25 protein-coding genes are annotated in these 26699 nt (G+C 66.3%); 21 read left to right on the top strand and 4 right to left on the bottom strand.

Annotation, left to right across the window (positions count from 1 at the left end):
- Positions 1–121: 121 nt before the first annotated feature.
- Positions 122–1216 carry a glycosyltransferase family 4 protein gene (locus BM150_RS16050; protein ID WP_342752591.1) on the bottom strand — a complete coding sequence of 365 codons (1095 nt, stop codon included), beginning with the start codon at positions 1214–1216 and terminating at the stop codon, positions 122–124.
- Positions 1197–3683 (bottom strand): glycosyltransferase, encoded by a 2487-nt coding sequence (locus tag BM150_RS16045; protein WP_139219567.1) that lies wholly within the window; start codon positions 3681–3683, stop codon positions 1197–1199. The genes BM150_RS16050 and BM150_RS16045 overlap by 20 nt, the downstream gene beginning before the upstream one ends.
- Positions 3684–3901: 218 nt before the next feature.
- On the opposite strand from BM150_RS16045, the gene BM150_RS16040 reads away from it, so the two are divergent.
- The 5 genes from BM150_RS16040 (at position 3902) to BM150_RS16020 (ending at position 6795) form a co-directional block, all read left to right on the top strand.
- The gene (locus tag BM150_RS16040; RefSeq protein WP_092928108.1) at positions 3902–4360 is read left to right on the top strand and encodes a YbaB/EbfC family nucleoid-associated protein; all 459 of its coding nucleotides are present in this window, start codon (positions 3902–3904) and stop codon (positions 4358–4360) included.
- A 3-nt stretch (positions 4361–4363) separates the two neighbouring features.
- Entirely contained in the window at positions 4364–4696 is a 333-nt protein-coding gene (locus BM150_RS16035) for a type VII secretion target (protein WP_092928107.1), read from the top strand.
- A 1-nt stretch (position 4697) separates the two neighbouring features.
- Entirely contained in the window at positions 4698–5639 is a 942-nt protein-coding gene (locus tag BM150_RS16030) for a hypothetical protein (RefSeq protein ID WP_092928106.1), read from the top strand.
- Positions 5640–5730: 91 nt separating this feature from the next.
- Positions 5731–6225 carry a DUF6346 domain-containing protein gene (locus tag BM150_RS16025; protein ID WP_139219558.1) on the top strand — a complete coding sequence of 165 codons (495 nt, stop codon included), beginning with the start codon at positions 5731–5733 and terminating at the stop codon, positions 6223–6225.
- A 51-nt stretch (positions 6226–6276) separates the two neighbouring features.
- A complete protein-coding gene (locus BM150_RS16020; protein ID WP_092928104.1) occupies positions 6277–6795 on the top strand; it encodes a DUF6346 domain-containing protein in 519 nt (172 codons plus the stop codon).
- 31 nt (positions 6796–6826) lie between these two features.
- Here BM150_RS16020 and BM150_RS16015 read toward each other — a convergent pair whose 3' ends face one another.
- Positions 6827–7756, bottom strand: a complete 930-nt coding sequence (locus BM150_RS16015) for a glycosyltransferase family 2 protein (RefSeq protein ID WP_245755527.1) — start codon at positions 7754–7756, stop codon at positions 6827–6829.
- 85 nt (positions 7757–7841) lie between these two features.
- Between BM150_RS16015 and BM150_RS16010 the strand changes: the two genes are divergently transcribed.
- From BM150_RS16010 to BM150_RS16000, 3 genes are all read left to right on the top strand, one after another.
- The gene (locus tag BM150_RS16010; RefSeq protein ID WP_245755526.1) at positions 7842–9005 is read left to right on the top strand and encodes a glycosyltransferase family 4 protein; all 1164 of its coding nucleotides are present in this window, start codon (positions 7842–7844) and stop codon (positions 9003–9005) included.
- Between the two features lie 125 nt (positions 9006–9130).
- Positions 9131–10261, top strand: coding sequence for a glycosyltransferase family 4 protein (locus BM150_RS16005; RefSeq protein WP_175496864.1), 1131 nt, complete (start codon positions 9131–9133; stop codon positions 10259–10261).
- A 118-nt stretch (positions 10262–10379) separates the two neighbouring features.
- A complete protein-coding gene (locus BM150_RS16000) occupies positions 10380–11270 on the top strand; it encodes a glycosyltransferase family 2 protein (RefSeq protein ID WP_092928235.1) in 891 nt (296 codons plus the stop codon).
- 256 nt (positions 11271–11526) lie between these two features.
- Here the strand turns inward: BM150_RS16000 and BM150_RS24195 are convergent, their stop codons facing one another.
- Positions 11527–12009, bottom strand: a complete 483-nt coding sequence (locus tag BM150_RS24195) for a hypothetical protein (RefSeq protein ID WP_175496863.1) — start codon at positions 12007–12009, stop codon at positions 11527–11529.
- Positions 12010–12353: 344 nt separating this feature from the next.
- On the opposite strand from BM150_RS24195, the gene manB reads away from it, so the two are divergent.
- The 13 genes from manB to BM150_RS15930 all read left to right on the top strand — a co-directional run bounded on the left by manB (position 12354) and on the right by BM150_RS15930 (position 26588).
- Positions 12354–13451 (top strand): mannose-1-phosphate guanylyltransferase, encoded by a 1098-nt coding sequence (gene manB, locus BM150_RS15990; RefSeq protein ID WP_092928234.1) that lies wholly within the window; start codon positions 12354–12356, stop codon positions 13449–13451.
- A gap of 667 nt (positions 13452–14118) precedes the next feature.
- Complete coding sequence (locus BM150_RS15985; RefSeq protein WP_092928102.1) at positions 14119–15348, top strand: sedoheptulose 7-phosphate cyclase; 1230 nt, start codon at positions 14119–14121, stop codon at positions 15346–15348.
- On the top strand, positions 15345–16436 hold the full coding sequence (locus BM150_RS15980) for an ROK family protein (protein ID WP_092928101.1): 1092 nt from the start codon (positions 15345–15347) through the stop codon (positions 16434–16436). Before BM150_RS15985 ends, BM150_RS15980 begins: the two co-directional genes overlap by 4 nt.
- Positions 16433–17569: an alcohol dehydrogenase catalytic domain-containing protein gene (locus BM150_RS15975; RefSeq protein WP_175496862.1), complete on the top strand. Its 1137-nt coding sequence runs from the start codon at positions 16433–16435 to the stop codon at positions 17567–17569. The genes BM150_RS15980 and BM150_RS15975 overlap by 4 nt, the downstream gene beginning before the upstream one ends.
- A complete protein-coding gene (locus BM150_RS15970; protein ID WP_092928099.1) occupies positions 17569–18336 on the top strand; it encodes an SDR family NAD(P)-dependent oxidoreductase in 768 nt (255 codons plus the stop codon). Before BM150_RS15975 ends, BM150_RS15970 begins: the two co-directional genes overlap by 1 nt.
- On the top strand, positions 18333–19166 hold the full coding sequence (locus BM150_RS15965; RefSeq protein WP_175496861.1) for a sugar phosphate isomerase/epimerase family protein: 834 nt from the start codon (positions 18333–18335) through the stop codon (positions 19164–19166). The genes BM150_RS15970 and BM150_RS15965 overlap by 4 nt, the downstream gene beginning before the upstream one ends.
- Positions 19166–19819, top strand: a complete 654-nt coding sequence (locus BM150_RS15960; protein WP_217641685.1) for an HAD-IA family hydrolase — start codon at positions 19166–19168, stop codon at positions 19817–19819. The genes BM150_RS15965 and BM150_RS15960 overlap by 1 nt, the downstream gene beginning before the upstream one ends.
- Before the next feature lie 69 nt (positions 19820–19888).
- Positions 19889–20971, top strand: a complete 1083-nt coding sequence (locus BM150_RS25125) for a zinc-dependent alcohol dehydrogenase (protein ID WP_092928097.1) — start codon at positions 19889–19891, stop codon at positions 20969–20971.
- Between the two features lie 25 nt (positions 20972–20996).
- On the top strand, positions 20997–21899 hold the full coding sequence (locus BM150_RS15950; protein WP_092928096.1) for an NADP-dependent oxidoreductase: 903 nt from the start codon (positions 20997–20999) through the stop codon (positions 21897–21899).
- A 120-nt stretch (positions 21900–22019) separates the two neighbouring features.
- Complete coding sequence (locus tag BM150_RS15945) at positions 22020–23204, top strand: acyltransferase family protein (RefSeq protein ID WP_175496859.1); 1185 nt, start codon at positions 22020–22022, stop codon at positions 23202–23204.
- A 78-nt stretch (positions 23205–23282) separates the two neighbouring features.
- Positions 23283–24482, top strand: coding sequence for an MFS transporter (locus BM150_RS15940; protein WP_092928094.1), 1200 nt, complete (start codon positions 23283–23285; stop codon positions 24480–24482).
- A gap of 106 nt (positions 24483–24588) precedes the next feature.
- Entirely contained in the window at positions 24589–25725 is a 1137-nt protein-coding gene (locus BM150_RS15935; protein WP_217641683.1) for an acyltransferase family protein, read from the top strand.
- Between the two features lie 80 nt (positions 25726–25805).
- Positions 25806–26588 carry an alpha/beta fold hydrolase gene (locus tag BM150_RS15930; RefSeq protein ID WP_092928092.1) on the top strand — a complete coding sequence of 261 codons (783 nt, stop codon included), beginning with the start codon at positions 25806–25808 and terminating at the stop codon, positions 26586–26588.
- The last annotated feature ends 111 nt before the right edge of the window (positions 26589–26699 follow it).

The following is a 26699-nucleotide window of genomic DNA, read 5'->3' as shown; positions in this document are numbered from 1 at the left end:
GCGAAGCGGATCTACCCGGTGCCCCACCGAACCGTGCGGACACCCGGGGTTCACTGCTGATCACCTTCGGTGATCCTATCGGGTCCGAAGTCGTCGCGGTGTTGAATGGTGTGAGATCCAGTCAGGACCGCGCCAGTCGATAGGCCCGCATCGTGGCTTCGGCGCACCCCTGCCAGGTGAACCCGGCGGCGTGCTCGCGTGCCGCTTCCCGGGATTCGTGGTCCCCGACCGACTCCACAGCCCGACGCAGTGCCGCGCGCAGTGCCGTGGCACGTCCGTACGGAAACAGGTGGGCGTGACCCGCCGTCACTTCGCGCAGCGCGGCGATGTCGCTGCACACCACCGGAACTCCGGCGGCCATCGCCTCCAGGACCGGTAGCCCGAATCCTTCGTCACGCGAGGGAAGGACCAGGGCAGCGGCGCCAGCCACCACGCCGCGCAGCTCCTCGTCCGGCAGGTAGCCGGTGCGCGTCACCCGCTCGGGAGGCAGCGAGTCCTCCTCTCCCGCGCCGCTCGGGCCCGCCACGACGAGTGGCGGCAGCGTGGGGTCCAGGGCTTCCAGCAGTGTGGACAGTCCCTTGCGCGGGCCGTCCTGGCCCACGAAGAGCAGGTAGCTCGCCGGCAGGCCGTACTGTCGCCGCACCCGCGGGTCCGGCGGTCGCGCCTCGAACCACTCCCGATCCACCCCCAACGGGGTTACCACCGTGCGCCGCGCACTGATCCCGAAACGTGCCACGACACGCTCGGCGACCGCCGAGGTCGGGGTGCACACCACCCTCGCTCGTCGCACGGAGCGGGCCACCAGTCTCTCCCGCCCGTCACCGCTCGCGCCGTTCGCGGATGTGTCCAGGAAGTCGAGATCGTGAATCGTGACGACCCCCGGGGTGCGCGCCGCGGCGGGCTGTACGAAGTTCGTGCCGTGCACCACGTCGCCGTGCCCACCCAGTGGTTCGATCGGCGGGAACTCCGAACGCGACCAGCACGCCGCCAGCAGCCTGGCGGGAAGCGGCGGGCCGATCGCCCTGGTTCCCGCCGGGGCCGCCCCGCGCAGTGCGTACCAGCCACGAGCGGTCAGTCCCAGCAGCCGCACCCGTGTTTCGGGGAGTTCGGCCAGCGCCTCGCTCAGACGGGCGGTGTAGCGCCCGATCCCGGTGCGCGTTCCCAGCAGTGGAGTTCCGTCCAGCACTATCCGCACGTCAGGGGTTTCCCTTGCCACGCAGCCGTTGTCCGGCGACTCGTCGCAGCCTGCCCGCCGCACGTTTGGTGACCTCGCGTATCCCGCCCTGATCCAGGTATTCGCGCAGCAGTCCGACATCGTCGCGCAGCGCCGCGGTCCTCGACGGTCGGGGTGTTCGCGTCAGCGGCGCACTCGCCGGTAGGCGGTCCGGCGCGGGACGCGGATCGCGGCAGAACTCCGTCAACGGTCGCAGCGCCGTCTCCCAGGTGAACCGTTCGCGCACCTCGGCGATCCGCTCCTCGCACCCCTGGATGAACGGTTCGTCGTAGAGCACCCGTTCCAGGGCTTCCGCCAGGGCACCCGGATCCTCGGCGGGGACCACCACGCCGAGCCGCTCGTCCCGCACCAGGTCGGCGAACGAGTCGCCGTCGGTGGTGACGACCGGAAGCCCCGCCCACAGGTAGTCCAGCATCCTGGTGCGGAACGCGAAGGTGGTCTCGACGTGTTCGAAGTGCGTGGTGACTCCGCAGTCGGCGTCCAACAGGTAGTTCTGGCGCTGCTCGTACGGAACCCAGGTCTCGTTGAAGAAGACCTGCTTGTCGGTGAGCCCCAACCGGTCGGACAGCTCCCTGGTCCGGTCCGCCATGCCCATCTCCGGGACGTCGGGATTGGGATGCCGCATCCCGAGGAAGAACAACCGCAGTTCGGGGTGGTGCTCCGACAGCCGGTGCACCGCGTGCAGCAGGGTGAGCGGGTCGAACCAGCTGTACACCCCACCCGCCCACAGCACGATCTTGTCCCCGTCCCCGATGTTCTCCCGCTGCCCGCGGATGCCCGGGCCGGTGCGGTTCGGCGGCCTGTTCGGCAGTCCGAACGGCACCACCGAGATCATCGAGCGCATGGTCGGATCGTCGTCGTAGACCGAGGGTGTGATTCTGCCCAGCGCGGCGAGGTGGCCCAGCCAGAAGTGCCGTTGCCGCTGCGAGGCGCAGAGGAAGAAGTCGCCGCGCCGCAGCTGCTTGTTGAGCACCTCGGTGGTGCCGCGCAGATCCGCGTCCCTGCGCTGCTCGTCGGTGTCCCTGCCCTGCTCCAGCAGTTCCAGGTGCATCGGATCGTAGATGTCGCAGACGACGATCGTGCCGGAGTCCTGCCGCCGCAGCGCGGGCACCATCTCCAGCACGTGCCCCTGCACCACCACGATGTCCGCCCAGTCCACGTGCGACGGCAGGTCGCGCGGTGCGGCGCGCAGCACCGCGAAGTCCGCCTCGGTGGGGGCGACCTCGGCGTTGACGCTGACCAGCCGCACCTCGTGCTCCACGGCGAGCGCTTCCGCCGTGTGCCAGGCCCGGATGGCGGGACCAGCCATCCGCTCGGTGATCGCGTCCCCGGTAAGCACCGCGATCCGGCGCGAGCCCCCGAAGACGGTTTCCAGCTCGAAGGCCTCCACCAGCGCGTCGTGCGCCGCGAGGTAACGCGGTAGCGGATAGGCGGGTTCCATCGCTTTGCGCAGCAGCGGAACCAGGTCGGCGTCCGAGCGGATCCGCTCGCGCTGCTCGACCTCGCGGGCGCGTTTGAACTCGGGCAACAGGTCGACGAACCGGTCGATGGCCAGCACCCCGGCCAGGGCCTGTCGGTCGACGGGGACGGGTGTTTCGTCCTCGCGCGGATCAGCGGGCCTGCGGTCCAGTTCCAACTGGTGCGGATCCAGTTCGCCGCGCGCGGTCGACCTGCGCACGTTCAGCGCGAGCGCTGCGGGCAGCGCACGCGCCAGGGTCGCTTCGGAGACGTTCTTGTACAGCGCGGCCAGGGCGTTGCGTTCCAGCAGGTAGTGCTCGCGTGCCGAACTCACCGCGGCCATCGACTCGTGGTGCCGGTGGTAGGCCACCGAGGCCGGCTCGTAGCGCACCCGCCAGCCGCGCAGGTTCAGCCGCCACCCCAGGTCCACGTCCTCGTAGAACATGAAGAACCGCTCGTCGAACCCGCCGAGCGCTCGGAAGAGCTCGGCGCGTACGAACAGCGAGGAACCGGTGCCGAACAACACGTCGCGGGCGCCGTCGTGACTGCCCTCGTCGAGCTCGCCCGCGTGGCGCTTGTAACCCATGCCGAACCAGGTCAGGCCCCCGTCGACGAAGTCGATCCGGCTGCCCTGCCAATCCAGCACCTTGCCCGCCACGGCTCCCACCGTCGGTGCGGCACGCAGTACCCCGACGGCCGCGCGCGACCACCCCGGATCCGGTACCGCGTCGTTGTTCAGGAACGCCAGCACGGTGCCGTTCGCCTCTCGGGCCCCCAGGTTGCAGCCGCCCGCGAATCCGAGGTTCTCCCGGGACGTCAGCAGTTTCACCCCGTCGAGCGCACCGAGCCGTTCCGCGCTGTCGGCCGAGGTCTCGTTGTCCACGCAGATGAGTTCGAGCTTGTCGGGCGGGTAGTCCAGTTCCCGCGCCGCGTTCAGACAGGTGATGGTGCTGTCGGTGCCGTGGTAGTTGACGGTGATCACCGACACCATCGGCAGCTCGGCACTGTTCCCGGGGTCAGCCACGTCCACCAGACTGCCCTATCGGGTGAGTACCGCTTCGCGCAGGCACCCGGTGTCGGGTATCCGCTGTCCGGAATGATTCGTTCTGCCCAACGCGGCGTCACTCGTCTGGTGTCATGTCGCTGCGAATCGCTCCGTAGTATCCGTACGAGTTCGGAGCACGACCGGGTGAAAGGACGACGGGAAAAGTGAGCACACCTTCCGATCCGGACGAGATGCTGGCCGGTTTCCGGCAGCAGATCCAGGACAAGATGCAGCAGGCACAGCGCATCCAGGACGCTGCTTCGGCCGTGTCGGGCGAGGCGAGCAGTGGGGACGGTTCGGTGCGGGTGACCGTCGACCAGAACGGCAACATGTCCGACCTGCGGCTGGAGGACGGTGCGCTGCGACAGCGACCGGAGCAGCTGTCCGAGGCGATCCTGACCACGGTGCGTTCTGCGCAGGCGCAGCTCACGGACCGGATGCGGGAAGCGATGGAACCCGTCCTGGGGGAGGACAGCGAGACGATGGATTCGGTGCTGTCCGGGATGCGCGACCGGTTTCCGGTGGAACCGGAGCAGGGGGGCGCCGCGTCCACTCGTGGCGGACAGGACTCCGGCGAGGAGCAGTACGACGAGTACGACTGGCTGAACCAGCGCAGGAGGTGAACCTTGGGAGAACAGCGCTTCGGCGTCAACACCGACGAGATTCGCGCGCACGCGCAGCACCTGCAGCAGGTGACCGACCGGATCGGCACGGCGCAGGACGCCGCTGGTGAGGTCTCGCTGAACGGCACGGACGCGTACGGGATTCTGTGCAGCCCCATCCTCACGCCGTTGATCGGTGCGATCGAGGTGCAGGGCATGGCGGCCATCGCGACGGCCAACGCGGCTGTGGAGGCGACGGCCACCGGGATCGAGGGAGCCGCAGCGACCTACGACGCCGTGGACCAGCACGTCTCCGAACTGCTGGAGTCGGTGCGCAACGAGTTGGGGGAGATCTGACGTGAGCCAGGACAATCCGCTGGTGGAGGCGCCGAAACCCCTGGTCAGTAAGGAGGACGGCCTGGCGGTGGTCGATTTCGGGCACGACGCCTTCGCCGCCGCCGACCGAGGGGACTGGTGCGAGGCGGGTATCGATCTGGGCGCGGGAGCGCTGGACACCGTTATGCTCGCAGCCGATCCGTTCGGCACGCTGCTCTCCTCGGCGTACGCGTGGATGATGGAACACGTATCGCCGCTGCCCGAGATGCTGAATTCCATCGCCGGTAATCCGGATGTGGTGCATGTCAACGCGCACACCTGGGCGAGGATCTCGGATCACCTCAAGCAGGCCTCCGAGGAGATGTCTCGGACGGTGGAATCCGACACTTCGGGCTGGCAGGGAGCGGCCGCCGAGACTTACCGCCTCATGGGGGCGGGCGAGGCCACGCTGATCGAGGGAGCGGCACACTCGGCTTCGGCGGTCGGCGCGGCCGTTTCAGGGGCGGGGACCGCGGTACAGATAGTCCGCACCATCGTCCGTGATCTGATCGCGTCCGCGATGGCGGATTTGACGACCAAACTCGTCGAGTGGGCCGCCGCGATGTTCCTCACGCTCGGTGCGGCGACCCCGGCTCTCGTCGCCGATGGCATACGACTGGTGGCGAAGTGGTCGACACGGGTCGCCGAGTGGTTGGACAAGATCGTCAGTTCGTTCAAGAAGCTCGCCCAGATCGTCGAACGTGTCAAACCCGCACTGTCCAAGGTCGACGAAGCGATGCAACCGGTCAAGAAGGCCGGTGGGAAGGTGGGCGACCTCGCGCGGAAACCGGGGCTGCACGACATGAGCTTCGCGGACGAGGCCGTGTTCCACACGGCCCGCAACACCAGCGCGATAACCCCGACCAATGACGATCAGGCGTACGCGCAACATGTTTTCGGTGATGACGAACACGCTGATGCCTAGGTCTTTCCAGTAGCGTTGGCTCTCCGTGTCCTTTTCGGCTCGCTCTCGGAAATGACACGGAGACTTTTCTCGGAGGATTGTTTTGCGCTTGTTGCGCGACCTGCTTTTCCTGTTGCTCGGCGTTTCGTTGTTCTTCGCGGCGATCTTCGTGGTGTTTCCGTACTTCGGAACCGGCGCGGCGGGGACCGAGGTCTCGGCGCGCGGTACTGCTGTCGCGCAGCAGTGCCGCTTCGCGGGGCCGATCGCGAAGTCGAGTGCCCCGAAACAGGAGAACGTGATCGGTTTCGGTTGGATCTGTCGAGCTCGGGTTCACTGGAACGACGGCAGTGTGGAGACGCGCGAAGTGAGCGGTTCACAACTGACCGGGGACGATGTCGGGAACAGGGTGGACGTTGTCGAGCGGCAGATCGACTACTCCAAGGGCAGCGACACGCGTCCGCAGATCTACCGTGCCGACTTCGAACCACACGTGCTCTTGGCGTGGAGTTCGGTCGTGGCTACGTGTCTGTTGGGATTCGTGTTCGCCGCTCTCGGAATTTCCGGGCTGTCCCGGATTTTCTCGAGGAAGGGCGTTCCGGTCGAGTGAGTGGAGTTCGTTCGGCTCGGTCGCTGAAAAACTGGGTAGGAAGAGTTCGGCGTGCGTATTGTTCGTGTTGTCCGTGACGTGTTGCTGATTCCCATCGGGATAGTGTTGTTCCTGTCGGGGATCTTCGTGGTGATCCCGTTCTTCGGCATCATGGTTGCCGGTTCGGAGGTGACGGCTCGTGGTACGGCTGTGGCGCAGCAGTGCCGGTTCGACGGCCCGATCACGGAGTCGGACGCTCCGAAGCGGGGCAACATCGTCGGTTTCGGTTACATCTGTCAGGCGCGGGTGACCTGGCGGGACGGCACCACGGAGATGTGGGAGGTATCGGGTTCGCAGCTCAAGCCCGGCGATGTCGGTGAGGAGGTCGCGGTGGTCCGGCGGGCCATTAAAATCGGTGGTTCCGGGAGCATTGACACTCGTCCTGAGGTCTATCGGGCCGACTACGAGCCGAACAGGTGGCTCGGGGTGCCCGTGATGCTGGCCGTGATGCTGTTCGGGCTCGTGGTGGGAGGGCCCGCCTGTTCCCGGCTCTACCAGACGTTCAGCAGGAAAGAGCCCGCCGTAACCTGATCTCCCGGCCGGGAAGGCGGGCCTCCGTCCCTCACTTCCCGGCCCAGCTCCGCCAGAGGTGGCGGCGATCGACGGCACACGCCTCGGTGATCCTGCGTCGCTGCCGCAGGGTCGTCGGTGTCCGCGCGGCCACTTCCGCCAGCACTCCCAGCCGCAGCGGCACCCGGAAGTTCGCGGCGTCCGGGACTTGTCGCTGTCGCAGTCTGCGCCAGGGCAGCGCGAGGGTGATCGCGCCGAACCGCAGCAGTTCCCGCAGGGCGATCTCCCCAGGCGCACAGCGCAGCAGCGTCAGCAGCCGGTTGCGCTCGTTCCAGCGGTGGAACCGTGCCGATCCGGGATCGGAGGACGAGCCGTGCGAGTGCTCGCAGCTCGCGGCGCTCCGCGTGATCCCGTATCCGGCCAGCCGCAGGCGCCAGGAGGTGTCGGTGTCCTCGTAGTAGCAGAAGTAGTCGGCCGGGATGCCGCCGACCGTCGAGAGCGCCGAGGTGCGCAGCAGGGCTGCGCCGCCGCAGAACCCGAACACCTCGTCCTCCGCCACGGTGTCGGCGCCATACCCCGTGCCGGTCAGCCGAACACCACTGGAGAGCGGCCCCCACCGGTTCCACATCCGGCTCGCCGCCGCACCGGCACCCGGATCGCGGTCCAACGAATCCTCCAGTGTGGCCAGCCAGTCCGCTTCCGGTGCGGCGTCGTCGTTGAGCCAGCCGAAGTAGGGTGTCCGCACCAGCCCGAAGGCGGCCGCGAGACCGCCCGCGTAGCCGAGGTTGCGGGGTAGCCGGAGAACCTCCGGAGCCGAGGGATGTCGGGCCAGCAGCTCGCTCGTGCCGTCGTCGGAGGCGTTGTCCACCACCACCAGCCGGTGGTTCCGCTGCCGGGCGAGCGCGTCCAGACACGCTCCGATGTGCTCGGCACCGCGCCAGGTCACCACCACGATCGTGCTGCGGGCCCGCTCCACGGTCACCTTCGCAGCCTATCGCCTCGGACCGGTCACGGATGTGGTTGGCTGTCGGGCAGCGGTCGGTGAAACGCGTGGACTGGGGGCGGCTGTGCCGGGACTGGTGGTCGTGGCCGAGCAGTTACTGGCACCGGTACCGGGCGGCACCGGGCGTTACACCCGCGAGCTGCTGCGCTCGTTGGCGGCCACGGCTCCGGCCGGGTGGGAAGTGAGTACGGTCGTCAGCTCCGACGGTGATCCGGCCCGCGCCGAGGTCGACGGTGTGGGCGGCCCGGAGGTGTTGCCACTGCCGAGAAGGGCGTTGACCCTGGTCTGGCAGTACGGCCGGTGGCCCCGCGTCTCCGCCGATTCGGTGCACGCCCCTACGCCGCTGTTCCCGCCGGTCGCTTCCGGCCGCGGGTTGGTCGTGACCGTGCACGACACGGTTCCCTGGACCCACCCCGAGACGCTCACCGCTCGTGGCGCGGTCTGGCACCGGCGAGCCGTGTCCAGGGCGGCGCGAAAAGCCGACTCGCTGGTGGTGCCCACCGAGGCGGTCGCCGTTGACCTGCGGCGAAATGTCCCGAGTGCCACGCGGATCGAGGTGATCGGCGAAGGGGTCAGCACCGCCGTGCTCTCCCCCGGCACAGCGGAGGCAGGGGAATCAGGGGAGCCGGCGGAGGAGACGGCGCGTCGGCTGCGGCTGCCCCCGAGATACCTGCTCGCCGTGGGCACGATCGAGCCCCGCAAGGGCTACGAGTGGTTGATCCGCGCGTTGGCCGCGCCGGAGGCCCCGGACGTTCCGCTGCTGGTGGTGGGAGCACCCGGCTGGGGCGATGTCTCGTTGTCGGATCTCGCGGCTCGTCACGGGCTCCCACCCGGCAGGCTCCGGTATCTCGGTCCCGTCGCGGACAGCGACCTGGCCGTGCTGCTGCGCCGCTCGGCCGCGCTCGTGGCACCCAGCATGGCCGAGGGGTTCGGGCTGCCGGTGTTGGAGGCGATGGCGGCCGGAACACCGGTGGTGCATTCCGACGCTCCCGCGCTCGTGGAACTCGCCGACGGAGCGGGCGTCACAGTTCCCAGGACTGACGCGGCCGCGCTGGCGCTGGCACTGCGTGAGGTGCTCGACGATCGACGTCGCTCGGCCGGGATGATCGAAGCCGGCAGGTCGCGGGCGAGGCGGTTCGACTGGCACGAGACCGCCCGCCGCGTCTGGCGCCTGCACACCGGTGCGGCGGATGCCCGGCAACGCCACCGGCATTCCGGCATTCGGTGAGCGATCCCCTCGACGGGTGGGAGCGCTGTCACATTTCGGACTTCGCGACGGTGGATTTCACCATCCCGCCCCAATGACCGATGCCTACCTCCTAGGCTGCTCGCGTGCACCGAGGAGATCCACACGTGCTTATCGACGCCACCGCCGTACCCGCGGACCGAGGTGGAGTCGGCAGATACGTCGATTCCCTGCTCGCCGCGCTGGACACCGCCGGAACACCGATGAGCGTGGCCTGCCAGCCACGCGACGCCGAGCTCTACGGCAGGATCGCGCCGCACACCCGGATAGTGCCGGCCGCCGAATCGGTCGTCACCCGCACCGCCCGGCTCTCCTGGGAGCAGACCACCCTGCCGAGGCTGGCCAGGCGCCTGAACGCCCGTGTGGTGCACTCTCCGCACTACACCGTGCCACTGGCCAACACCAGTGCCTCGGTGGTGACCCTGCACGACGCGACGTTCTTCTCCGACGCGCCGCTGCACTCGCCGGTCAAGGCCCGGTTCTTCCGCGCCTGGACCAGAGCGGCGCTGCGCCGGGCCACGGTTTGCGTGGTGCCCAGCAGAGCGACCTCCAACGAACTCGTACGTGCGGCCGGAGCCGACTCCGCGCGACTGCGGGTGATGTATCACGGGGTGGATCCGGAGCGGTTCCACCCGCCCGCTCCCGAGGAGGTCACCGCCGTTCGGCGTTCCCTCGGTCTGGGCGATCAGCCCTATGTGGCCTTTCTGGGAGCGCTGGAGCCGCGCAAGAACGTCCCGGCGCTGATCCGCGGTTTCGCCCGCGCGGTCGCCGACCGCCGCGATTCCCCCGCTCTGGTGCTGGCAGGACAGGCCGGGTGGGACACCGATGTGGAGAACGCGCTCGAATCGGTGCCGCACCGCGTTCGGGTGATTCGTGCCGGTTATCAACCGTTCGACCGATTGGCCGGTTTTCTCGGCGGCGCGGCCCTGGTGGCTTATCCGAGCATCGGGGAGGGGTTCGGGCTTCCGGTGCTGGAAGCCATGGCCTGCGGTGCGGCCGTTCTCACCACCCGAAGACTCAGCCTGCCGGAAGTGGGCGGAGACGCGGTGGCCTACTGCGGTGTGGCGGAACGAGGGATCGCGCACGGAATAGCTGAGCTGCTCGACGATCCGGTGCGTCGTTCCGAACTGTCCAGCGCGGCGCAGCAGCGTGCCAAGGAGTTCACCTGGGCCGACTGCGCGGACAGGCATCGCGCCGCCTACGAGCACGCCGAGTACCTGCACCGGCGCAACCGGTGAAACCGCTGTAGCCGGTGAAACCGCTCCGGGCCGACGCGCCGTGCGGTGCGGTCGCGACCGAGTCGTCCCGGACCGCGCGTCCCGGTCGGCGGCTCCCGGGGCCGATCGGTTCGGCGCCATGCGTGAGAATGACGACGTGCGCGACTCCCACAGTTACGGCGAGGGGCTCGCCGTCGTCACCGTCACCTATTCGCCCGGCAACACGCTGGACCGTTTCCTGGAGACCCTGCCCAAGGCGACCGATCGGCAACTCAGCGTGATCCTCGCCGACAACGGTTCCACCGACGGCTCCCCGGAGCGCGCCGCGCTGCGCCCAGGTGTGGAGCTGGCGAGGATGGGCACCAATCTGGGTTACGGCTCGGCCGCGAACCGCGGCATCGCCGAGTTGGGCGACGACATCGGTTGGGTGGTGGTCGCCAATCCCGACGTCGAGTGGAGCGCGGGCAGCCTCGACGAGTTGCTGGCGGCCACCGAACGCTGGCCGCGCGGCGGTGCGTTCGGCCCGTTGATCCGGGAACCGGACGGCAGCGTCTACCCCTCGGCCCGCTCGTTGCCGTCACTGGGACGAGGTGCCGGGCACGCCCTGCTGGGCGGGATATGGCCCGACAATCCGTTCAGCCGAGCCTACCGGCAGTCCACCGACAGCTCCGCCGAGCGCACGGCCGGGTGGTTGTCCGGCTCCTGCCTGTTGCTGCGCCGAGCCGCGCTGGATTCGGTGACCGGTTTCGATCCGCGCTACTTCATGTACTTCGAGGACGTCGACCTCGGAGACCGGTTGGGCCGAGCGGGCTGGCTCAACGTGTACGTGCCCGACAGTGAGGTGACGCACATCGGTGGGCACGCCACCGCCCGTTCCTCGGGACGGATGCTGCACGAACACCATCGCAGTGCCTACCGGTACCTCGCCGACCGGAATACCGGGCCGACCAGGGCGCCGTTGCGGGTCGCGTTGCGGGCCGCGCTGGGCGCACGCGCCCGGTTCGTCGCGCGCAACTCCGACCGGTCTTGATCGAGTGGGCCTCTCGGCCTGCCAGGCGGTGCGGGTGGCGGAACCTCTCGCACGGCTCTCGCTGTGGGTGCCCCGACATCGGGTAGGTACTACACAACGTCGGGGGCGGCGATTTCGCGAGAAATCGACGCCGCTGCGGGGACCCCCGCGACGATGCCGATCGCGAGGGTGGTCGGAGTTCGGCTCGGGAGCGCTGCGGCGTACGACCGTTCGGTGAGCTTCTTTCCCGAGCGAGGGGTTCTGCCGGGACGCCGAGTCAGTCGAACCGCTGTGGACCGCGCCTGGGATCGTGCTGGTAGGCGGCGTTGTCGATCCGGTGCGGTGTGGTGGGAGAGTCGGAGTCGTAGGTAGGCCAGGCCCGCTGTTCGGCCGCGGGCTGCTCGGCTGTTGGCTGTTCCGACGGGGGGTACTGCTCGGGCCGTTGCGGCTCCGGCTGCCGGGTGCTCTCCTGCTCCCCTTGTCGGGGACCCTGGTCCCACTGGTTGGGCTGTTCCCGTCGGGGGTTCTGCTGCTCCTGCTGGTTGCTCCGCTGCTCCCGCTGGGAGGACTGTCCCGTCGAGTCCGGGATGAGCTGAGTGGAGTTCGGATCGTCCCGCTCCACGTCACGCACCGAGTCGCGCGGGATGCGCACGGTCTGCGCCGCGTCCATCGGTGAGGTGGCGCTGTCCGGTGTGACGACGAACGCTCCTCGTGCCCGCGCACGAGCAAGTGATTCGTCGGCTCGGTTGCGGGGGTCCATGGGTCCCTCTCAATGCTGGCCGGTGGATTTTCAGCCGCAGCGTGGCCCGTCCGTCCGGTGGATTAGCCGGTCCCGAGTCGGCCGACCTCACGGCTCGACCCCGTGGTGGCAGGTCCATCGTGACAGAGTGTTCGACACCGCGTGGTTTCGCATTGGCGGACCGTGCCGACCAGGGGCGCCATGCCAGGTGGGTGCTGCTACTGCCAGAGTATTCCTCATGGATTCCTACGTCAGGGTGATGAGTTGGTCGAATTCGACGACCGAACGAAGTCGCCGTGTCGTAGTCGACGATCACCCTTGCGAGTCGTATCGAGCGGACCCTCGGTCCGGGGAGGTGCATGGCGATGACGAGTCCCGACGACCACGCGCCGACGAGCGGTGCGGAGGCCGTGGTGCTCGTGGGGGGCCGAGGCACGCGGTTGCGTCCGCTGACCCTTTCCGCCCCCAAACCGATGCTGCCCACTGCCGGAGTCCCGTTCCTGACCCACCTGCTCTCGCGGATCCGGGCGGCGGGGGTCACCAGGGTGATACTCAGCACCTCCTACCGGGCCGAGACCTTCACCGAGTACTTCGGTGACGGTTCCGGCATGGGGCTGGAGCTGGAGTACGTGGTGGAGCACGAGCCGCTGGACACCGCCGGTGCGATCCGCAACGTGGCGGACCGGCTGCGGGAACCCGATGTGCTGGTGTTCAACGGGGACATCCTCTCCGGCGTGGACCTGCCCGCGCTGCTGGGCGAGCACCGCGCGGATGCGGCCGACGTCACACTGCACCTGGTCAGGGTGGACGATCCCGGCCGGTTCGGCTGCGTGCCCACCGACGAGAACGGCAGGGTGACCGCTTTCCTGGAGAAGACGCCGAATCCGCCGGTGGACCAGGTCAACGCGGGGTGTTACGTCTTCCGGCGTGAGGTGATCGACGGGATTCCCGCCGGCCGTCCCGTCTCGGTGGAACGCGAGACGTTCCCGGGGCTGCTGGAGTCCGGAGCGCGGTTGCACGGGTACGTGGACTCCAGCTACTGGCTGGATCTGGGGACGCCCGCCGCTTTCGCACGCGGCTCGGCGGATCTGGTCCGGGGCGTCGCTCCCACGGAGGCGCTCGACGGCAGGGTGGGGAAGTCGCTGGTGCTGCCCGGTGCCTCTATCGCCGACAGCGCCTCGCTGCGTGACGGAACCACGGTCGGTGCGGACTGCGTCGTGGCCGAACGGGCCGCGCTCTCGGCGGCCACGCTGTTCGACGGGGCCCGGGTGGACGCCGGTGCCGAGATCACCGACAGCGTCGTGGGGGCGGGCGCCGTGATCGGGTCGGGCACGGTGCTGCGTGGTGCCGTGGTCGCCGACGGTGCCGTGGTCGGCGCGGGCTGCGAACTGCTCGAAGGCGTGCGCGTCTGGCCCGGCGTGGAGCTGCCCGCGGGCGGGGTGCGCTTCTCGCACGACTGCTGAACTCCGGGGCGACGTGGTTGAGGCCCGCTTGCCGTTCCGGAGCCCTTCGTCCTTCATCGTCGATGAGTTCGTTTCCGACGGGTTGACTGGCCTCTCGAACCACACAGTGGTACGTGAGGGTTCGGGTGTAGCCGAAACCACCTGCCGGTTCGCCGGGTTCCGTTCCGGTCTGTGCAGGAGAGAGGCTCAGTGCTCCGGTCGGTTTTAACTCAAAAAAACATACTGTTAGGTATTTTTTTCTTGTGGTTCATCTTCGGGTAACTCTTGACGTCGGGTCGTGCGCGGAGTGCCTGTTATAGCTGTTTTTTGCTGCTAATTCCGCTGACTTGCGGTGTCGACGCAGGCTCGCGGGGCGCTCTTCGCGACCTGCTGAAAGCTGTAGTAAATAGTGATTTATATCACGTTTTTTTGTCTTGAACAAACAAACCGAGCGGTTTTATTTTTGTTGAGGCGGTGCGGCAGCCGGAAACCCCGGAGGCGGCCGCGAGGGAGCCCGCGGTAACGGGAGCGAAGCCCGTTCGCCCGTGGAGCCCACCGGACGAGCGATGGGGGACTGATCCGCTCCGTTACCTGTCTCGCCCGTGTTCGCGGGTCGAGCGCGTGCGGGGTGATTACCCCGTGATCGGACAGTTGTACGAATCGACTTTCAACGGATTGTGAGCTCTCGATGTCCATTCCCACTGTCAATCCAACACCGACGAGCATCACCGCCGCGTTCGACCTTCCCAAGCCCCCGGGGGTCAGCTGGCGAGTCCGGTCCCAGCAGGTGGTGGATTACGAAGTGAGCATGACCCGTGGACTGCTGTCCACATCGAACTCCACGTTCGCCCATGCCTGCGGTGCCGATGGAAAGCGCAGGACTCGTTGTCTGGTGGTGGTGGATGATGCCGTGGAGCAGCTCTACGGCGAACGGTTACGTGCCTACTTCTCGGCTTGGCGGATAGCACACAATTGGAGAGTCGTCCCCGGCGACGAGAACACGAAGCAACTCGACACGGCTCTCGGGCTCGTGGACGACATGAGTTCGATGGGCATACTCCGCCGTGCCGAGAAGATCGTGGCGATCGGCGGCGGAGTGGTGCTCGACGTGGTCGGTATGACCGCGAGCCTGTACCGCCGAGGTGTTCCCTACATTCGGGTTCCCACCACTCTGATCGGCCAGGTCGACGCGGGAATCGGCGTCAAGACCGGCATAAATCACGGGCAGCACAAGAATCGACTCGGAACGTACTGTGCTCCGGAAACGGCTCTCATCGACCCCGAGTTCCTGCGCACCGTGGATCGTAGGCACATCAACAACGGGCTGGCCGAGATCATCAAGATGGCACTGATCAAGGACTCCCAGCTGTTCGATCTGCTCGAAGCCACCGTCGCGTCGATCGATCCGGAAACGCTCGCCGACTGCGGTCCGGCCGGTGGTGAGATCCTGTCCCGCTCGATCGCGGGAATGTTGGACGAACTCGAGCCGAACCTGTGGGAGAAGGTACTCGAAAGGGCCGTCGACTACGGCCACACTTTCAGTCCCTCGCTCGAACTCCGTGCCGACCCTCCGCTGCTGCACGGGGAAGCGGTGGCCGTGGACATGGCCATCTGCGTCGCTTTGGCCCGCAACCGCGGCCTGCTGTCGGAGCAGGATGCCGACCGGGCACTCACGCTCATGAACGCGGCGGGACTGCCGCTCACTCATCCCGTATTCACCGCGGAGTTGTTGGAACGTGCGCTGGAGGACGCCGTCAAACACAGGGATGGCTACCAGCGCATGCCGCTGACGGCAGGTATCGGTTCAGCGGTGTTCGTGAACGACATCACCGCCGACGAGCTGCAAGCGGCGTTGTCGTTCGTGGCCCATCGGGATCATCGAGCGGCTGACTCGGATGTGCTGGAGAGCGCGCGATGACAGTGCCGGAGACGTTCCAGGACGAACATACGGGCGCCGCGAGTGCCGCGCGTGAGGCCGTGGTGTTCGACATCGGTGGTACTCACTTCCGGTGTGCCCGTTGGTCTCCCGAATCGGGAGTGCGTCGGATGTGGTCCAAGCCTTCGCCGAGCGTTCTCGTTCACCCGGACGCGGGCGCCGACGAACTTCGAACGCGGCTGATCGACGAGATATGCGCCGGGGTGGGCCAGGAAAAGGGCACCACAGCCGGTATCTCGTTGGGAGCGGCGCTGGATCAGCGCAGTGGTGTGGTATATGCTTCCGCTCCGCTCTGGGGTGACAGCGTGACTCGATTCGACCTGCTGGCCGGGTTGCGAGAGCGAAGGCCGGACGTCGATTGGCACCTGGTCAACGACGTGACAGCGGCACTGCTCGGACTGGGGGAGACGCCGCGGTTCGACGGGTTTCGTCGGCTCCTCCTCGTTACGGTGAGCAGTGGTATCGCGTGCAGGCTGGTGGATCGTCGACTGCGAACCATCCCGGTCGACGTCTGCGGTCTCCAGGGGGAGATCGGTCATATCCCCTCCGGCACCACTCTCGCGGGAAATCGGGTGGAGCTGAACTGTGACTGCGGGAGCCCGGACCATCTGGCCGCGTTCGCCTCGGGGCCCGGGATCCGCCGGCTGGCCGAACGACTCCGCGAGCTGGAACCGCGGCGCTGTGCCGTCTCACCGCTGTTCGACGAGGACATCGAGTTCGAAAGTACGTTCCGCCGACTCCTGGACGACGATGATCCGCTCGCCCGGGAGATCCTCGACGCGGCCACGTCGCCGTTGGCGGATGTACTGCGAACCGCCTGGTGTCTGGATCCCTCCATAGATCGGATCGCGCTCACCGGGGGAGTCGTGGACGGTCTCGGCGAGCACTATCACCGCGCGCTGGCTGAGCGGTTGACCAGGGACGGTGTTTACCTGACGAGTCGATTTCACCCGGAATGGCTAGCCGAGCGCCTCGTGCGCTGCGACAGTTCCGAGGCCGATGGCCTGGTGGGAGCCGGTGTCGCCGCGGTCGGATCCGGACGTTCGGCCAGGATCGGGGTGGAATCGTGACGGGAAACGCACAACCCCGCAACAACGCACTCGTCCGAGCGGGAGCTCGCGTCACGGTACGGCAACGTCCGACCCCGGTCCCGGCCGCGGGCGAGTTGGTGGTGGCCACCGAGGTCGCGGGACTCTGCGGCACCGATATCCAGATACTGCGCGGTTCCCGGAAGGAATCGGCCTCCGTGCTGGGGCACGAAGGGATAGCGACGGTGGTCTCGGTCGGAGAGGGGATCCGGGACTCGTTCTCGCCGGGGGATGCTGTCGTGATCAACCCCACCCATCCGAACGATCCGGGTTTCCTCCTCGGACACAACGTGGACGGGTTGTTGCAGCGACGGACCCTCGTGCCCGCCACCGCGACACGAGCAGGCCTGGTCCTCGGACTGGATCAGCGCCCCGAAGCTGAGCTCGCCGCGCTGGTGGAGCCACTGGCGGTGGTCAACTACGCGCTACGGGCGCTGAGCCGGTTTCGGCCGTCGACACTGCTGGTGGTCGGGGACGGAACCATCGGGCAGCTGGCCGTTCGCTCAGCCGCAAGATGGGCGACGACCGTGAAGCGGACCGTGTTGGTGCACCACGGTGAATCGGGCAGGCAGTGGACACTGCGCTCCGGACTTCCACCCGATGACTCTCTCGTGGACGGCGAGGATATGACGGGGGTGCTGCACGATGGGCCGGTCGGAGTCCTGCTGGCCACCCCGCGGGAGAGCACGGGGCCTTGCCTGGAACGAGTGCTGCGTTCCGTCGGGGACGGTTCGGTCATCGACGTCATCGGCGGAGTACCCCCCGGACTTACCGTGAAAAGCCTTCCCGGAACCGATCTAGCGGGAATCCGGGCGGCGAACCTCGCCGGGCGGCCCGATGTCCCCTTGACTGTCGAACGCACCGCGACAACGGGAAGTCGGATCAACTTGTTCGGCCATCGGGGGGTGTCCAACGCTCACCTCGGCACGGCTGTCTCCGAACTGGTCCGCAGCCCGGAGCGATACCGGGAGCTGATCACCCATATCGGGGATCTCGAATACGCGTCACGAATCATGAGCGACCTCGCTTGCGGCAACGAACGAATCGCCGAGGGCCGAAGAATGATCAAGCTGGCTGTCCGGATGTCACCGACCTGTCGAAAAGGAAACGACTGATGACGCAGTCCGATGACGAATCCCCCGCAGGGAAGCGCGCCCTGGTTGTCGGCGGCTCCACCGGTATCGGCAGGGGAATAGCCGACGCCTGGGCCGCCGAAGGAATGGATGTCGTCGTACTCAGCCGAAGTGAACCCTCCGATGCGTCGAGCTCGAACCTTCGCTGGGAACCGTTGGACCTCCTCGATGCCGCGAAGACGAAGGAGCGGCTCGCCGACCTCGCGGTCGATCCGTTGTGGGCGGTGTGTTTCTCCGCCGTCGACTACGGGGCGAAGCGCGCTCCGCTCGGCGAGGTCACCGAAGCGGAATGGCGAACCCAGTTCGAGATAAACCTCCACGGGCTGTGGCTGACCCTGAGCGCGACGCTGCCCGCGTTGCGTGCCTCAGCTCCGGGGCTCTTCGTGGGGGTTTCCTCCGAAGTCGTCCACAATGCCGGACCGATGCGGTCCGGCTACGCCGCGACGAAGGCGGCAGGGGCGGCCCTGCTCGATTCGGTTCGGTTGGAGGAGAGCACGGACGAGATCCGGATCGTTCAGGTGTTGCCCGAGGGGATGGTGGACACCCCCGGCATACGCCGCAGGCGGTCCTCGGATTTCGACTTCAGCTCCTACATGACTCCCGACACCTTCGCGCCGCTCGCCGCTGAGCTCGTGCGAACCAGGGGAGTCGAATTCCAGGGAGACAGCCTCGTGGTCGGTTCCGGAGGCGACTGGCGCTCGCTGTCCTCGGGGGCTCCCGTCTCGCAGAGTCGGAGAGCGGGATCGTGACCGGCGGGAATCCAGCGATCGGGCTGGCCGAGTGGCGTCTGCCGGTTCGTGGGGCCGAAGCGGTCGAGCTGGCCGCCTCCTACGGTGTCCGGGGGATCCAACTCGACTTCGGAGGTTCGGGGCGTGGGGTGCCGCTGGACACCCCCGGCAGGGCGCGCTCGCTTCGCCGGGAAGCCAACGGTTCGGGAGTCGAGTTGTTGGCGGTGGCGGGAAACCTGCTCAACGACATCGGCCTCACCGCGCCGGAGAGAAGCCGGGCGGCACGGAGTGCCCGCGGCGCGGTGATCGCGTTGCTCGACTCGGCCGTGGCTCTCGGCGTGCGACTGGTCCTTGTGCCGAGCTTTCGTGCCAGCACGATCGACGGTCCGGAAGCGTTGGATCGGACGGTCAGCGTACTGCGGTGGGCGGCCGAGGAGGCTCGGACCCGGAACCTGGTGCTGGCCAACGAGAACGTGCTGTCGCCCACGACGGCGGTCGAACTGTTCGAGCGGGTCGGATCGGACTCGTTCAGGCTCGTGCTGGACACCGGGAACCCGGACGTGGAAGGGACGGACGTACCGGGACTCGTCCGAACCCTGGGGCCGCGTATCGCGGACCAGGTTCACCTGAAGGACGGGCCGCTCGGACTCGGAGACGAGTGGCGTGGTTCCGGAGAAATCCGCTCCACTGAACTGTCGCGCGCATTCGCGCGAAGCGGGGTGTCGGTGAACTGGCTGATTCTCGAGAACGACTATCGCGTCGCCGATCCCCGTGTGATCGGCCTCGATGTAGCGGCCGCTCGTCGGTTCGCGGATCGGATTGTTCCAACGAAGACCGGAGACAGCGGGTGATGCACGTGTTTCTGAATTTCTCCGCCCTGTTGTTCGACATGGACGGTACATTGGTCGACTCAACGGTCGTGGTCGAACGCACTTGGCGACGTTTCGCCCGTAGGCACGGAATCGACGCCTCGGAAGTGCTGGCCGACGCGCACGGGCGCCCCACCGGTGAGACCGTGCTGCGTTTCGCCCCCGACGGGGCGGACGTGGCGCGTGAGACCGCGACCCTCGTGGCCGAGGAAGTCGAGGACATCGAGGGTGTGGTTCAGGTGCCGGGGGCGGCGGAGTTCCTCCGCCACGTTCCCGAATCCCGCATGGCGGTGGTTACTTCAGCCAGCCGCGAGCTGGCCGTACGGCGGATGGAGGCAGCGGGAATACCACTCCCGAACGTACTGGTGACCGCCGACGACATCTCCTCCGGAAAACCGGACCCCGAGGGATACCTCAAGGCGGCGGAGCTGCTGGGAGTGCCGCCGTCCTCCACGGTCGTGTTCGAGGATGCCGAATCCGGCCTGTTGGCAGCGGAGGCGGCCGGCACGACTCCGGTGGTCGTGGGATCCCACGACCGCGCCTCCGCCGCGGGACGTATCGGAATAAGGGATTTCCACGCGATAAGTGTCGCCGGTTTCGACGAGGACGGGCGGGTCGGAATATCGTTCGAATGATTACTCGATTCATGCCTGTTCGGTTCCGCTGAGTCGGACCGATCGCTGCGGTAGGTGACGATTCTTCGCATGGATCGGTTCGTAAACCATTTGTGGGGAGACATGACTCAAAAAACACCTTCCGGTCGGCTGTCGACCGCCACGGTTTCTCTCGTGTTGGAATCTCCGGGACGGCTCGCGCACCGCAGTTTGCCAGTGCACGAGCCCGCGCCGGGCCATTGTCTCGTCGCGGTGGAACACGTCGGTCTCTGCGGCACGGATCTGGGTTTCTACACGGGTACCAGTAGTTACCTGCACACCGGTCGCAAGAGCTATCCGTTCGTACTCGGTCACGAGTGGAGCGGAGAAATCGTCCTCACCGGCGAGGGCGTTACCGGCCTGCGGGAAGGCGATCGGGTGTCCGGGCACAACTTCAGACGTTGTGGAAGCTGTGCCGTTTGTGCGGCGGGCGGGACCTTTCACTGCCCGTACCGCACCGAGATGGGGGTTGTCGGCGAGGAGCCGGGCGCCGCGTCGGAGTATCTCTCCGTGCCCGCCGAGACGGTCCACCGGATCCCGGACGGAGTAGACAATCGTGCTGCTGCCCTGCTGGAGCCGTGCTCCGCATCGGTACACGCCCTGCGACGGCTCGCGATTTCCGGAGCGGACAGCGTCGCGATTCTCGGAGCCGGAACACTCGGCTTGGCGGCCGCCCAGTTGGCCGTTTCGCGAGGTGCGAGTGTGACGGTTCTCGACCCCAATCCCCGGCTCGCCTCCCTGGCAGCCGAACTGGGGACAGACCGCGTCGCGGCTCCCGACGAGGTGCGCAGCGGTAACTACGACGTGGTTGTCGAGGCATCCGGTGCGAGCGAGGCGGTGCGTCAAGCGATCCGGCTCTGCGGCCAGAACGCCCGGTTGGCGCAACTCGGTACGCCCCACGGGCCGGTCGATGCCGTCCCCGTCGACGAAGCGGTGGGGAAAAACCTGGTGACGCACAATGTTCTGTCCGGAGCGGACCACTGGCCGCAGTTACTGGAAGAGGTCGCTTCGGGAAATCTCCGGTTGGAACCGATGATCGATCGAGCGTTCTCTTTTCACGAAGCGGACAAGGCATTCGAAAGACTGAACGACAGCGGGCGGGACCGCCCGAAGGTTCTGCTGAATATCCGTTGAAACGTATCTCACGAACGGGGATGAAATGCGTGCGGTAAGAATCGAGGAAACCGGGGGCCCGGAGGTTGTCGGCGTCGAGCGGGTCGAGGCCCCCGCTGTCGGTGCCGGTGACGTTCTGATCGAGGTGGTAGCCGCCGGGGTGAACCCGATAGACGTGGCGACGCGAAACGGCACGGTGCCGACCGACCTCCCGGCCTTACTGGGGTGGGACGTCTCCGGGACGGTACGCGATGCGGGGAAGGACGTGACGCGGTTCGACGTGGGGGATCCGGTCATCGCCATGTCCGCGCAGGCAGCCACCGGACGGGGAACCCACGCCGAGTACGTGGCGCTGCCCGAGAGTCTCCTGGCGCCCGCACCACGTGAGCTCGATCAGGTGGAAGCGGCTGCCTTGCCGTTGGCGGGACTGACCGCTTCCCAGACCGTGGCCGAGCTCGGTTCCCCCTCGAACGGAGCGGAGGAATTGCTGGTCGTGGGGGCACAGGGCGCGGTAGGCAGCCTCGTGGTTCAACTGGCCCGGCTGAACGGCTGGCGGATCTCGACTTTCGTGCGGCCGAGCGACGTGACCCGGAAACCGCCCCGGGGTGTGTTGCGGCAGTACTCCGAGGAACACCCACCACCTCCCGCCGGTTTCGCCGCGGTCGTCGACACCGCTGGAGTCCCGGAACACCTTCGGTCGGTGTGCGACGAGGGGAGATACCTCACGACGACACCGTTCGCGCAACCGGAACCGAGTCGAGGAGTGCGGATCGTGCTGATCGGTGTGGAGCAGGACGGTGACGAACTCGCCCGACTCGGAACTCTCGTCGACGAGGGAATTGTCGAACCGGGTAAACCCTCGGCTGTCGTCGACTTCGAGCGAGCAGCTTGGGCACATCGGACACTCGAAAACGGTGGAACCAGGGGAAAACTGATTCTGGTTCCCTGAGAACCCCGGGTGGGATTCCTGGAATTACTACACGAAAGAAGTGAAAGTATGACGGTTGTGGAAGAAAAAGCCAAGTCGGAATCGGATCGACGTAGATCTCGATTACCCTCCTTGACCGGGATGCGTTTCCTCGCGGCGCTGGCGGTTTTCGGGTTCCATTCTTCACTGCAGATACCCGCCAATTCGGTGTTCGCGCACGACGGGGTGGCCGACACGTACCAGAAGATCATGTCCCAGGCCGGTGCGGCGGGCGTCACGTTCTTCTTCGTGTTGAGCGGCTTCGTGATGACCTGGTCGTACAAGCCGCACGACCGCAACGTGGATTTCTGGCGCCGCAGGCTGGTCAAGATCTACCCGAATCACGTGGTGACGTGGGCTGTTGCGCTGCTGCTGTTCGCGGCCGTCTACACGCACCCCTACCAGGCCGTGGCCAACCTGTTTCTCGTGCAGGCGTGGATCCCGGAGTACGACACCTACCTCAGCGTCAATCCGCCGAGCTGGTCGTTGTCCACCGAAGTGGCCTTCTACCTGCTCTTTCCGCTGGTGTTCGCGGTCGCGCGCAAAATTCGCGAGCAGTATCTGTGGTGGTTCGTCTGGCTGACCGTGGCGTTGGTGGCGATCACCGCCCTGGTGGCCTACGTCCTGTTGCCGGAGCATCCGCGTCCACCGGACGGCCTCCCGATCTCCACTTACCAGTACTGGGTGAACTACGTCTTTCCGCCGCTGCGGTTGTTCGATTTCTTCCTCGGCATACTGCTGGCCCGCATCGTGCTGGCCGGAAGGTGGGTGCGTGTCGGGATCGGTCCACTGGTGTTGGCGCTGCTCGGTTGCTATACCGTTTCCCTGTTCGTGCCCTACCTCTACGGTATGCGCGCGGTGTGCATCGTTCCGCTGGCACTGCTGATCCCGGCGGTCGCGACGTCCGATGTTCGAGGTGAGCGTTCGTTCCTCCGCGGCCGCACCATGGTATGGCTCGGTGAGATCTCCTTCGCCTTCTACCTGGTGCACGCCATAGTGCTCGTCACGGGACGCGAGTTGTTGGGAGACAGTTACTTCGGTACTCCGTTGGCGACCGGAGTTCTCCTGCTCTATCTCGTGCTGAGCATCCTGCTCGCCTGGGCGCTGTACGAGTTCGTGGAAAAGCCCACGACGAAACACTGGTCGAAACCGAAGAAGAAGGGTTTCGGCAAGAGGAACTCAACTGCCGCGGAAAGCTTGGGAGCTGGGGATTCCCGGAACGAAAGGACAGTGGATTCCGCTGTCGGAGAGAACGAGAGCAGGAGCTCGGCGACCGCTGATCGGTGACCGGGCGGAAATTCGGTTGTAGGCTGAATCGCCTCGGCTGTTCTCGTGGAACGTTACGAGATGTGACAAGGGGACCTCGTGTATCTGCGGATAGTCGGTCTGATCGTGGCCATCTTCGGGGTGGGTACGTCGGAACTCATGCCGAGCGGAATGCTCGAACAGTTGGCGGGAGGACTCGACATCAGTCTGGCGACCGCCGGACTGTCCGTGACCGTTTATGCCCTGACGATGGCTGTCGGTGGTCCGCTGGTCTCGGCGGCCACCACGGCGATGACGCGGAAGAGGATCCTGCTGTTACTGCTCGGGATCTTCGTGCTCGGCAACGGCATCATAGCCGCGGCCCCCGGATACACGGTGGTCCTGATCGGCCGGGTGCTGACGGCTCTTACCCATGGAACCTTCATGGCCGTCAGCGTCGTCACCGCGGGCAGCATGGTCCCGGCTCACAAGTCCGGAAGCGCCGTGGCCGGGGTGCAGCTGGGTATCAATCTGGCGACCGTGCTGGGGGTTCCGTTCGGGACGTTGCTGGCACAACGGCTCAGTTGGCGTTCGAGTTTCGCGGCGGTGTGCGTCATAGCGGTACTGGCCGCCGTGCTCATCATGATCACGGTACCGGACTCGGGCACGCCCGAGTCCTCGAGCGTGCGGTCCGAGGTCCGGGCGTTCAGCAGGTGGAACGTCGTCACCACGGTGGTCGCGACCGTGCTGTGCTCAGCCGGAATGTTCACGATCATCACGTACTTGGCCCCGTTGCTGACCAGGGGAGCGGGGTTTCCGGCCGAGGTGGTTCCCCTGCTGTTGCTGGGTTACGGGGCCGGTTCCGTGATCGGCAACTCCGTCGGAGGCAAGCTGGCGGACAAGTCCCTGTCCGCGGCGACGGCGGTTCTGTCGGGGTCGCTGACACTGACCTGCCTCCTCTGCTGGCTGGGAACCTTCTCGCGAAGTGCCATGATTCCGGTGCTGCTGGTGTTCGCGCTGGTGACGTTCGCGCTGATCCCGTGCCTGCAGACGAGAGTGGTGAAAACTGCGGAGGAGGCTCCGACCCTTTCGTTGACCGTGAACATGTCGGCATTCGGTCTGGGTGCCGCGATCGGTTCCTGGTACGGCGGAAAGATAATCGAGCTCGGTGTCGGTGTGCGGACCGTTCCGATCGGTGCCGCGGTTCTCGCGATCGCGGGAATGTCGGTGATCGTGATAACCGTGCTTCTGGAGCGCGGGGACACCGACGCCTCTCGTGCTGATTCGCGAAGCAGGATGACGGAAAAAGAAGTCACTTGATTTTGGTTCGAGTCGCAGAAAATGCTGATAAGGGAGCGATATGTCGTCCTCGGTAATTGGTGAGAGAGCCTACTCGGCTTATTCGAGGTTACCCTCGCTCACCGGGATGAGATTCATAGCGGCGGCTATGGTGTTTTTCTTCCACGCCTCGCTGACGGATCCGCCGCAGAACCCATACGCAGACCCGTTCGCGTCCGATCTCTATCAGACGCTCTTCAGTAAGGCGGGTTGGATGGGAGTGTCCTTCTTCTTCGTGCTCAGTGGCTTCGTGCTGACGTGGTCAGCGCGTTCCACTGACACGATGGGAGGATTTTGGCGAAGGCGTCTGGTGAAGATTTTCCCGGCGCACGTGGTCACCTGGGCGCTGGCCATGATACTGTTCGCCGCCGCTGCCTCCGATCCACACCAGTGGTTGCCGAACCTCTTCCTGATCCACTCCTGGTTCCCGCAGCACGAGATCTTCATCAGCGTGAACCCGCCGAGCTGGTCGTTGTGCAGCGAGCTGCTCTTCTACATGTGCTTCCCGTTCATCATCAAGGGCGTCGTGCGGATCAGGCAGGAACGCCTCTGGTCGTACGCCGGGCTGATGATCCTGGGGATGGTGGGTGTCCAGGTTTTCACCCAGTTCGTGCTTCCCGACACCCCGCAGACCCCCGAAGGGTTTCCGGTGTCGGTCTGGCAGTTCTGGTTCGGTTACAACTTCCCTCCCGTGCGACTTTTCGAGTTCGTGCTGGGGATGCTGTTGGCGCGAATCGTGATGTCCGGAATGTGGTTCCGCTCGGTCGGATTCGTTCACGCGACGGTACTGGCGGTGGCGGGATACGCGCTCGCCATGGTCGTGCCGTGGTTGTACGGGCTCAACGTGGCCACCATCGTTCCGATCGTCGTACTGGTGTGTACCGCCGCGACCGCGGACATAGAGGGGCGGCCGAGCGTGTTGCGCAGTCGCACCATGATTTGGCTCGGTGAGGTTTCCTTCGGTTTTTATCTCGCGCAGTACGTTGTGATATATTATCTGCGACAGCAGATGGATGCCCGTCTGTTCAGCACTCCCGTGGGCACTCTCGTCCTATTGGGGCTCTTCTTTGTCACGCTGTTGGTCGGATGGCTGGTGCACAAATTCGTGGAGAAGCCCGCCATGCGTCGTTGGGGACGTCCTCGTGGCGGCGGCGGAAGTTTTCTCGCCAAGCCCATGGTGGGACGGGAATCGGATTCCCCTGCCGGGGAGAAAGCACGGCTCTGACGTAGGTTTTACGCCTGCCCGTGTTTCGCGACACGTCTTTTGCGGACGATTGAACTCTGTTTCTCTAGGAGGTTTTGGAAATGAACGTGCAGTACGTTGAAGCGGCTGGTAAGCGGGTGCCGGTGCGTATCGAGGGGGAAGGCCCCGGTCTGCTGTTGGTGCACGGCACCGGAGCGACGGGGGACGCCAACTTCGGACACCTGCTGGAAAGTTTCACCCCCGATCACACCACGATCGTGCCGGACTACGCCGGAAGCGATGACGACACCGTCGATCCGGGGGAACTCGATCTGGATCAGCTGGTGGAACAGGTTGTGGCCGCGGCCCGCGCGGCCGAACTCGACGAACCCGTGGACGTGGTGGGGTATTCGCTGGGCGCTGTTGTCACCGCGGCGGCGGCTGCCAAGTATCCGAACCTGTTCCGCCGAGTAGTTCTCGTTGCGGGATGGGTCACCATGGACCCGAGGCAGCGGCTGGTCTTCGACCTGTGGCGCAGGCTGGCCGACACCGATCCGCAAGCGTACTCGCGGTTCGTAACCATGCTGCTTTTCACCAGGTCGTTCATGAACGGTCTCGGCGACGCGGGTCTGGAGGAAGCGGCTTCCGGTACCGGTTTCACTCCGGCGACACTGCGGCAGATCGAGCTGAACAGCAGGATCGACATCAGCGATTCGGTGGGGGACGTGATCGCTCCCACACTGGTCATCGGCTGTTCACACGATCAGCTCATCCCCGTCGAACACGCGAAGCAGCTGCATCAGTCCATCGGCCAAAGTGACTACGTCGAGCTGGAGAGTGGTCATCTGGTCGTGGTGGAAAAATCCGACGAACTCGTCAAGCGCATTTCCGAGTTCCTCAAGTGACGGACCGGCTCGGTGGACGGGTGGGGGCGGTGTCGCCGAACGCCGCCCCCACCCGGTCGAAGCGGCGGTCCGGGGCCGGCCCTCGGTCGGCCCCGCGTCCGTCGGACCTAT

The sequence above is a fragment of the Actinopolyspora alba genome, assembly GCF_900112765.1.
GTDB lineage: Bacteria > Actinomycetota > Actinomycetes > Mycobacteriales > Pseudonocardiaceae > Actinopolyspora > Actinopolyspora alba.
The sequence above is the reverse complement of the archived record's forward strand: the minus strand, read 5'-3'. Positions and strand labels throughout refer to the sequence as shown.

Bases quoted from the DNA above. Each gene is read 5' to 3' on its own strand.
- BM150_RS16045 (WP_139219567.1), bottom strand. From the start codon at position 3,683: ATGGTGTCGGTGATCACCGTCAACTACCACGGCACCGACAGCACCATC.
- BM150_RS16000 (WP_092928235.1), top strand. From the start codon at position 10,380: ATGCGTGAGAATGACGACGTGCGCGACTCCCACAGTTACGGCGAGGGG.
- BM150_RS24195 (WP_175496863.1), bottom strand. From the start codon at position 12,009: ATGGACCCCCGCAACCGAGCCGACGAATCACTTGCTCGTGCGCGGGCA.
- manB (WP_092928234.1), top strand. From the start codon at position 12,354: ATGACGAGTCCCGACGACCACGCGCCGACGAGCGGTGCGGAGGCCGTG.
- BM150_RS15985 (WP_092928102.1), top strand. From the start codon at position 14,119: ATGTCCATTCCCACTGTCAATCCAACACCGACGAGCATCACCGCCGCG.
- BM150_RS15980 (WP_092928101.1), top strand. From the start codon at position 15,345: ATGACAGTGCCGGAGACGTTCCAGGACGAACATACGGGCGCCGCGAGT.
- BM150_RS15970 (WP_092928099.1), top strand. From the start codon at position 17,569: ATGACGCAGTCCGATGACGAATCCCCCGCAGGGAAGCGCGCCCTGGTT.
- BM150_RS15960 (WP_217641685.1), top strand. From the start codon at position 19,166: ATGCACGTGTTTCTGAATTTCTCCGCCCTGTTGTTCGACATGGACGGT.
- BM150_RS25125 (WP_092928097.1), top strand. From the start codon at position 19,889: ATGGATCGGTTCGTAAACCATTTGTGGGGAGACATGACTCAAAAAACA.
- BM150_RS15950 (WP_092928096.1), top strand. From the start codon at position 20,997: ATGCGTGCGGTAAGAATCGAGGAAACCGGGGGCCCGGAGGTTGTCGGC.
- BM150_RS15945 (WP_175496859.1), top strand. From the start codon at position 22,020: ATGCGTTTCCTCGCGGCGCTGGCGGTTTTCGGGTTCCATTCTTCACTG.
- BM150_RS15935 (WP_217641683.1), top strand. From the start codon at position 24,589: ATGAGATTCATAGCGGCGGCTATGGTGTTTTTCTTCCACGCCTCGCTG.
- BM150_RS15930 (WP_092928092.1), top strand. From the start codon at position 25,806: ATGAACGTGCAGTACGTTGAAGCGGCTGGTAAGCGGGTGCCGGTGCGT.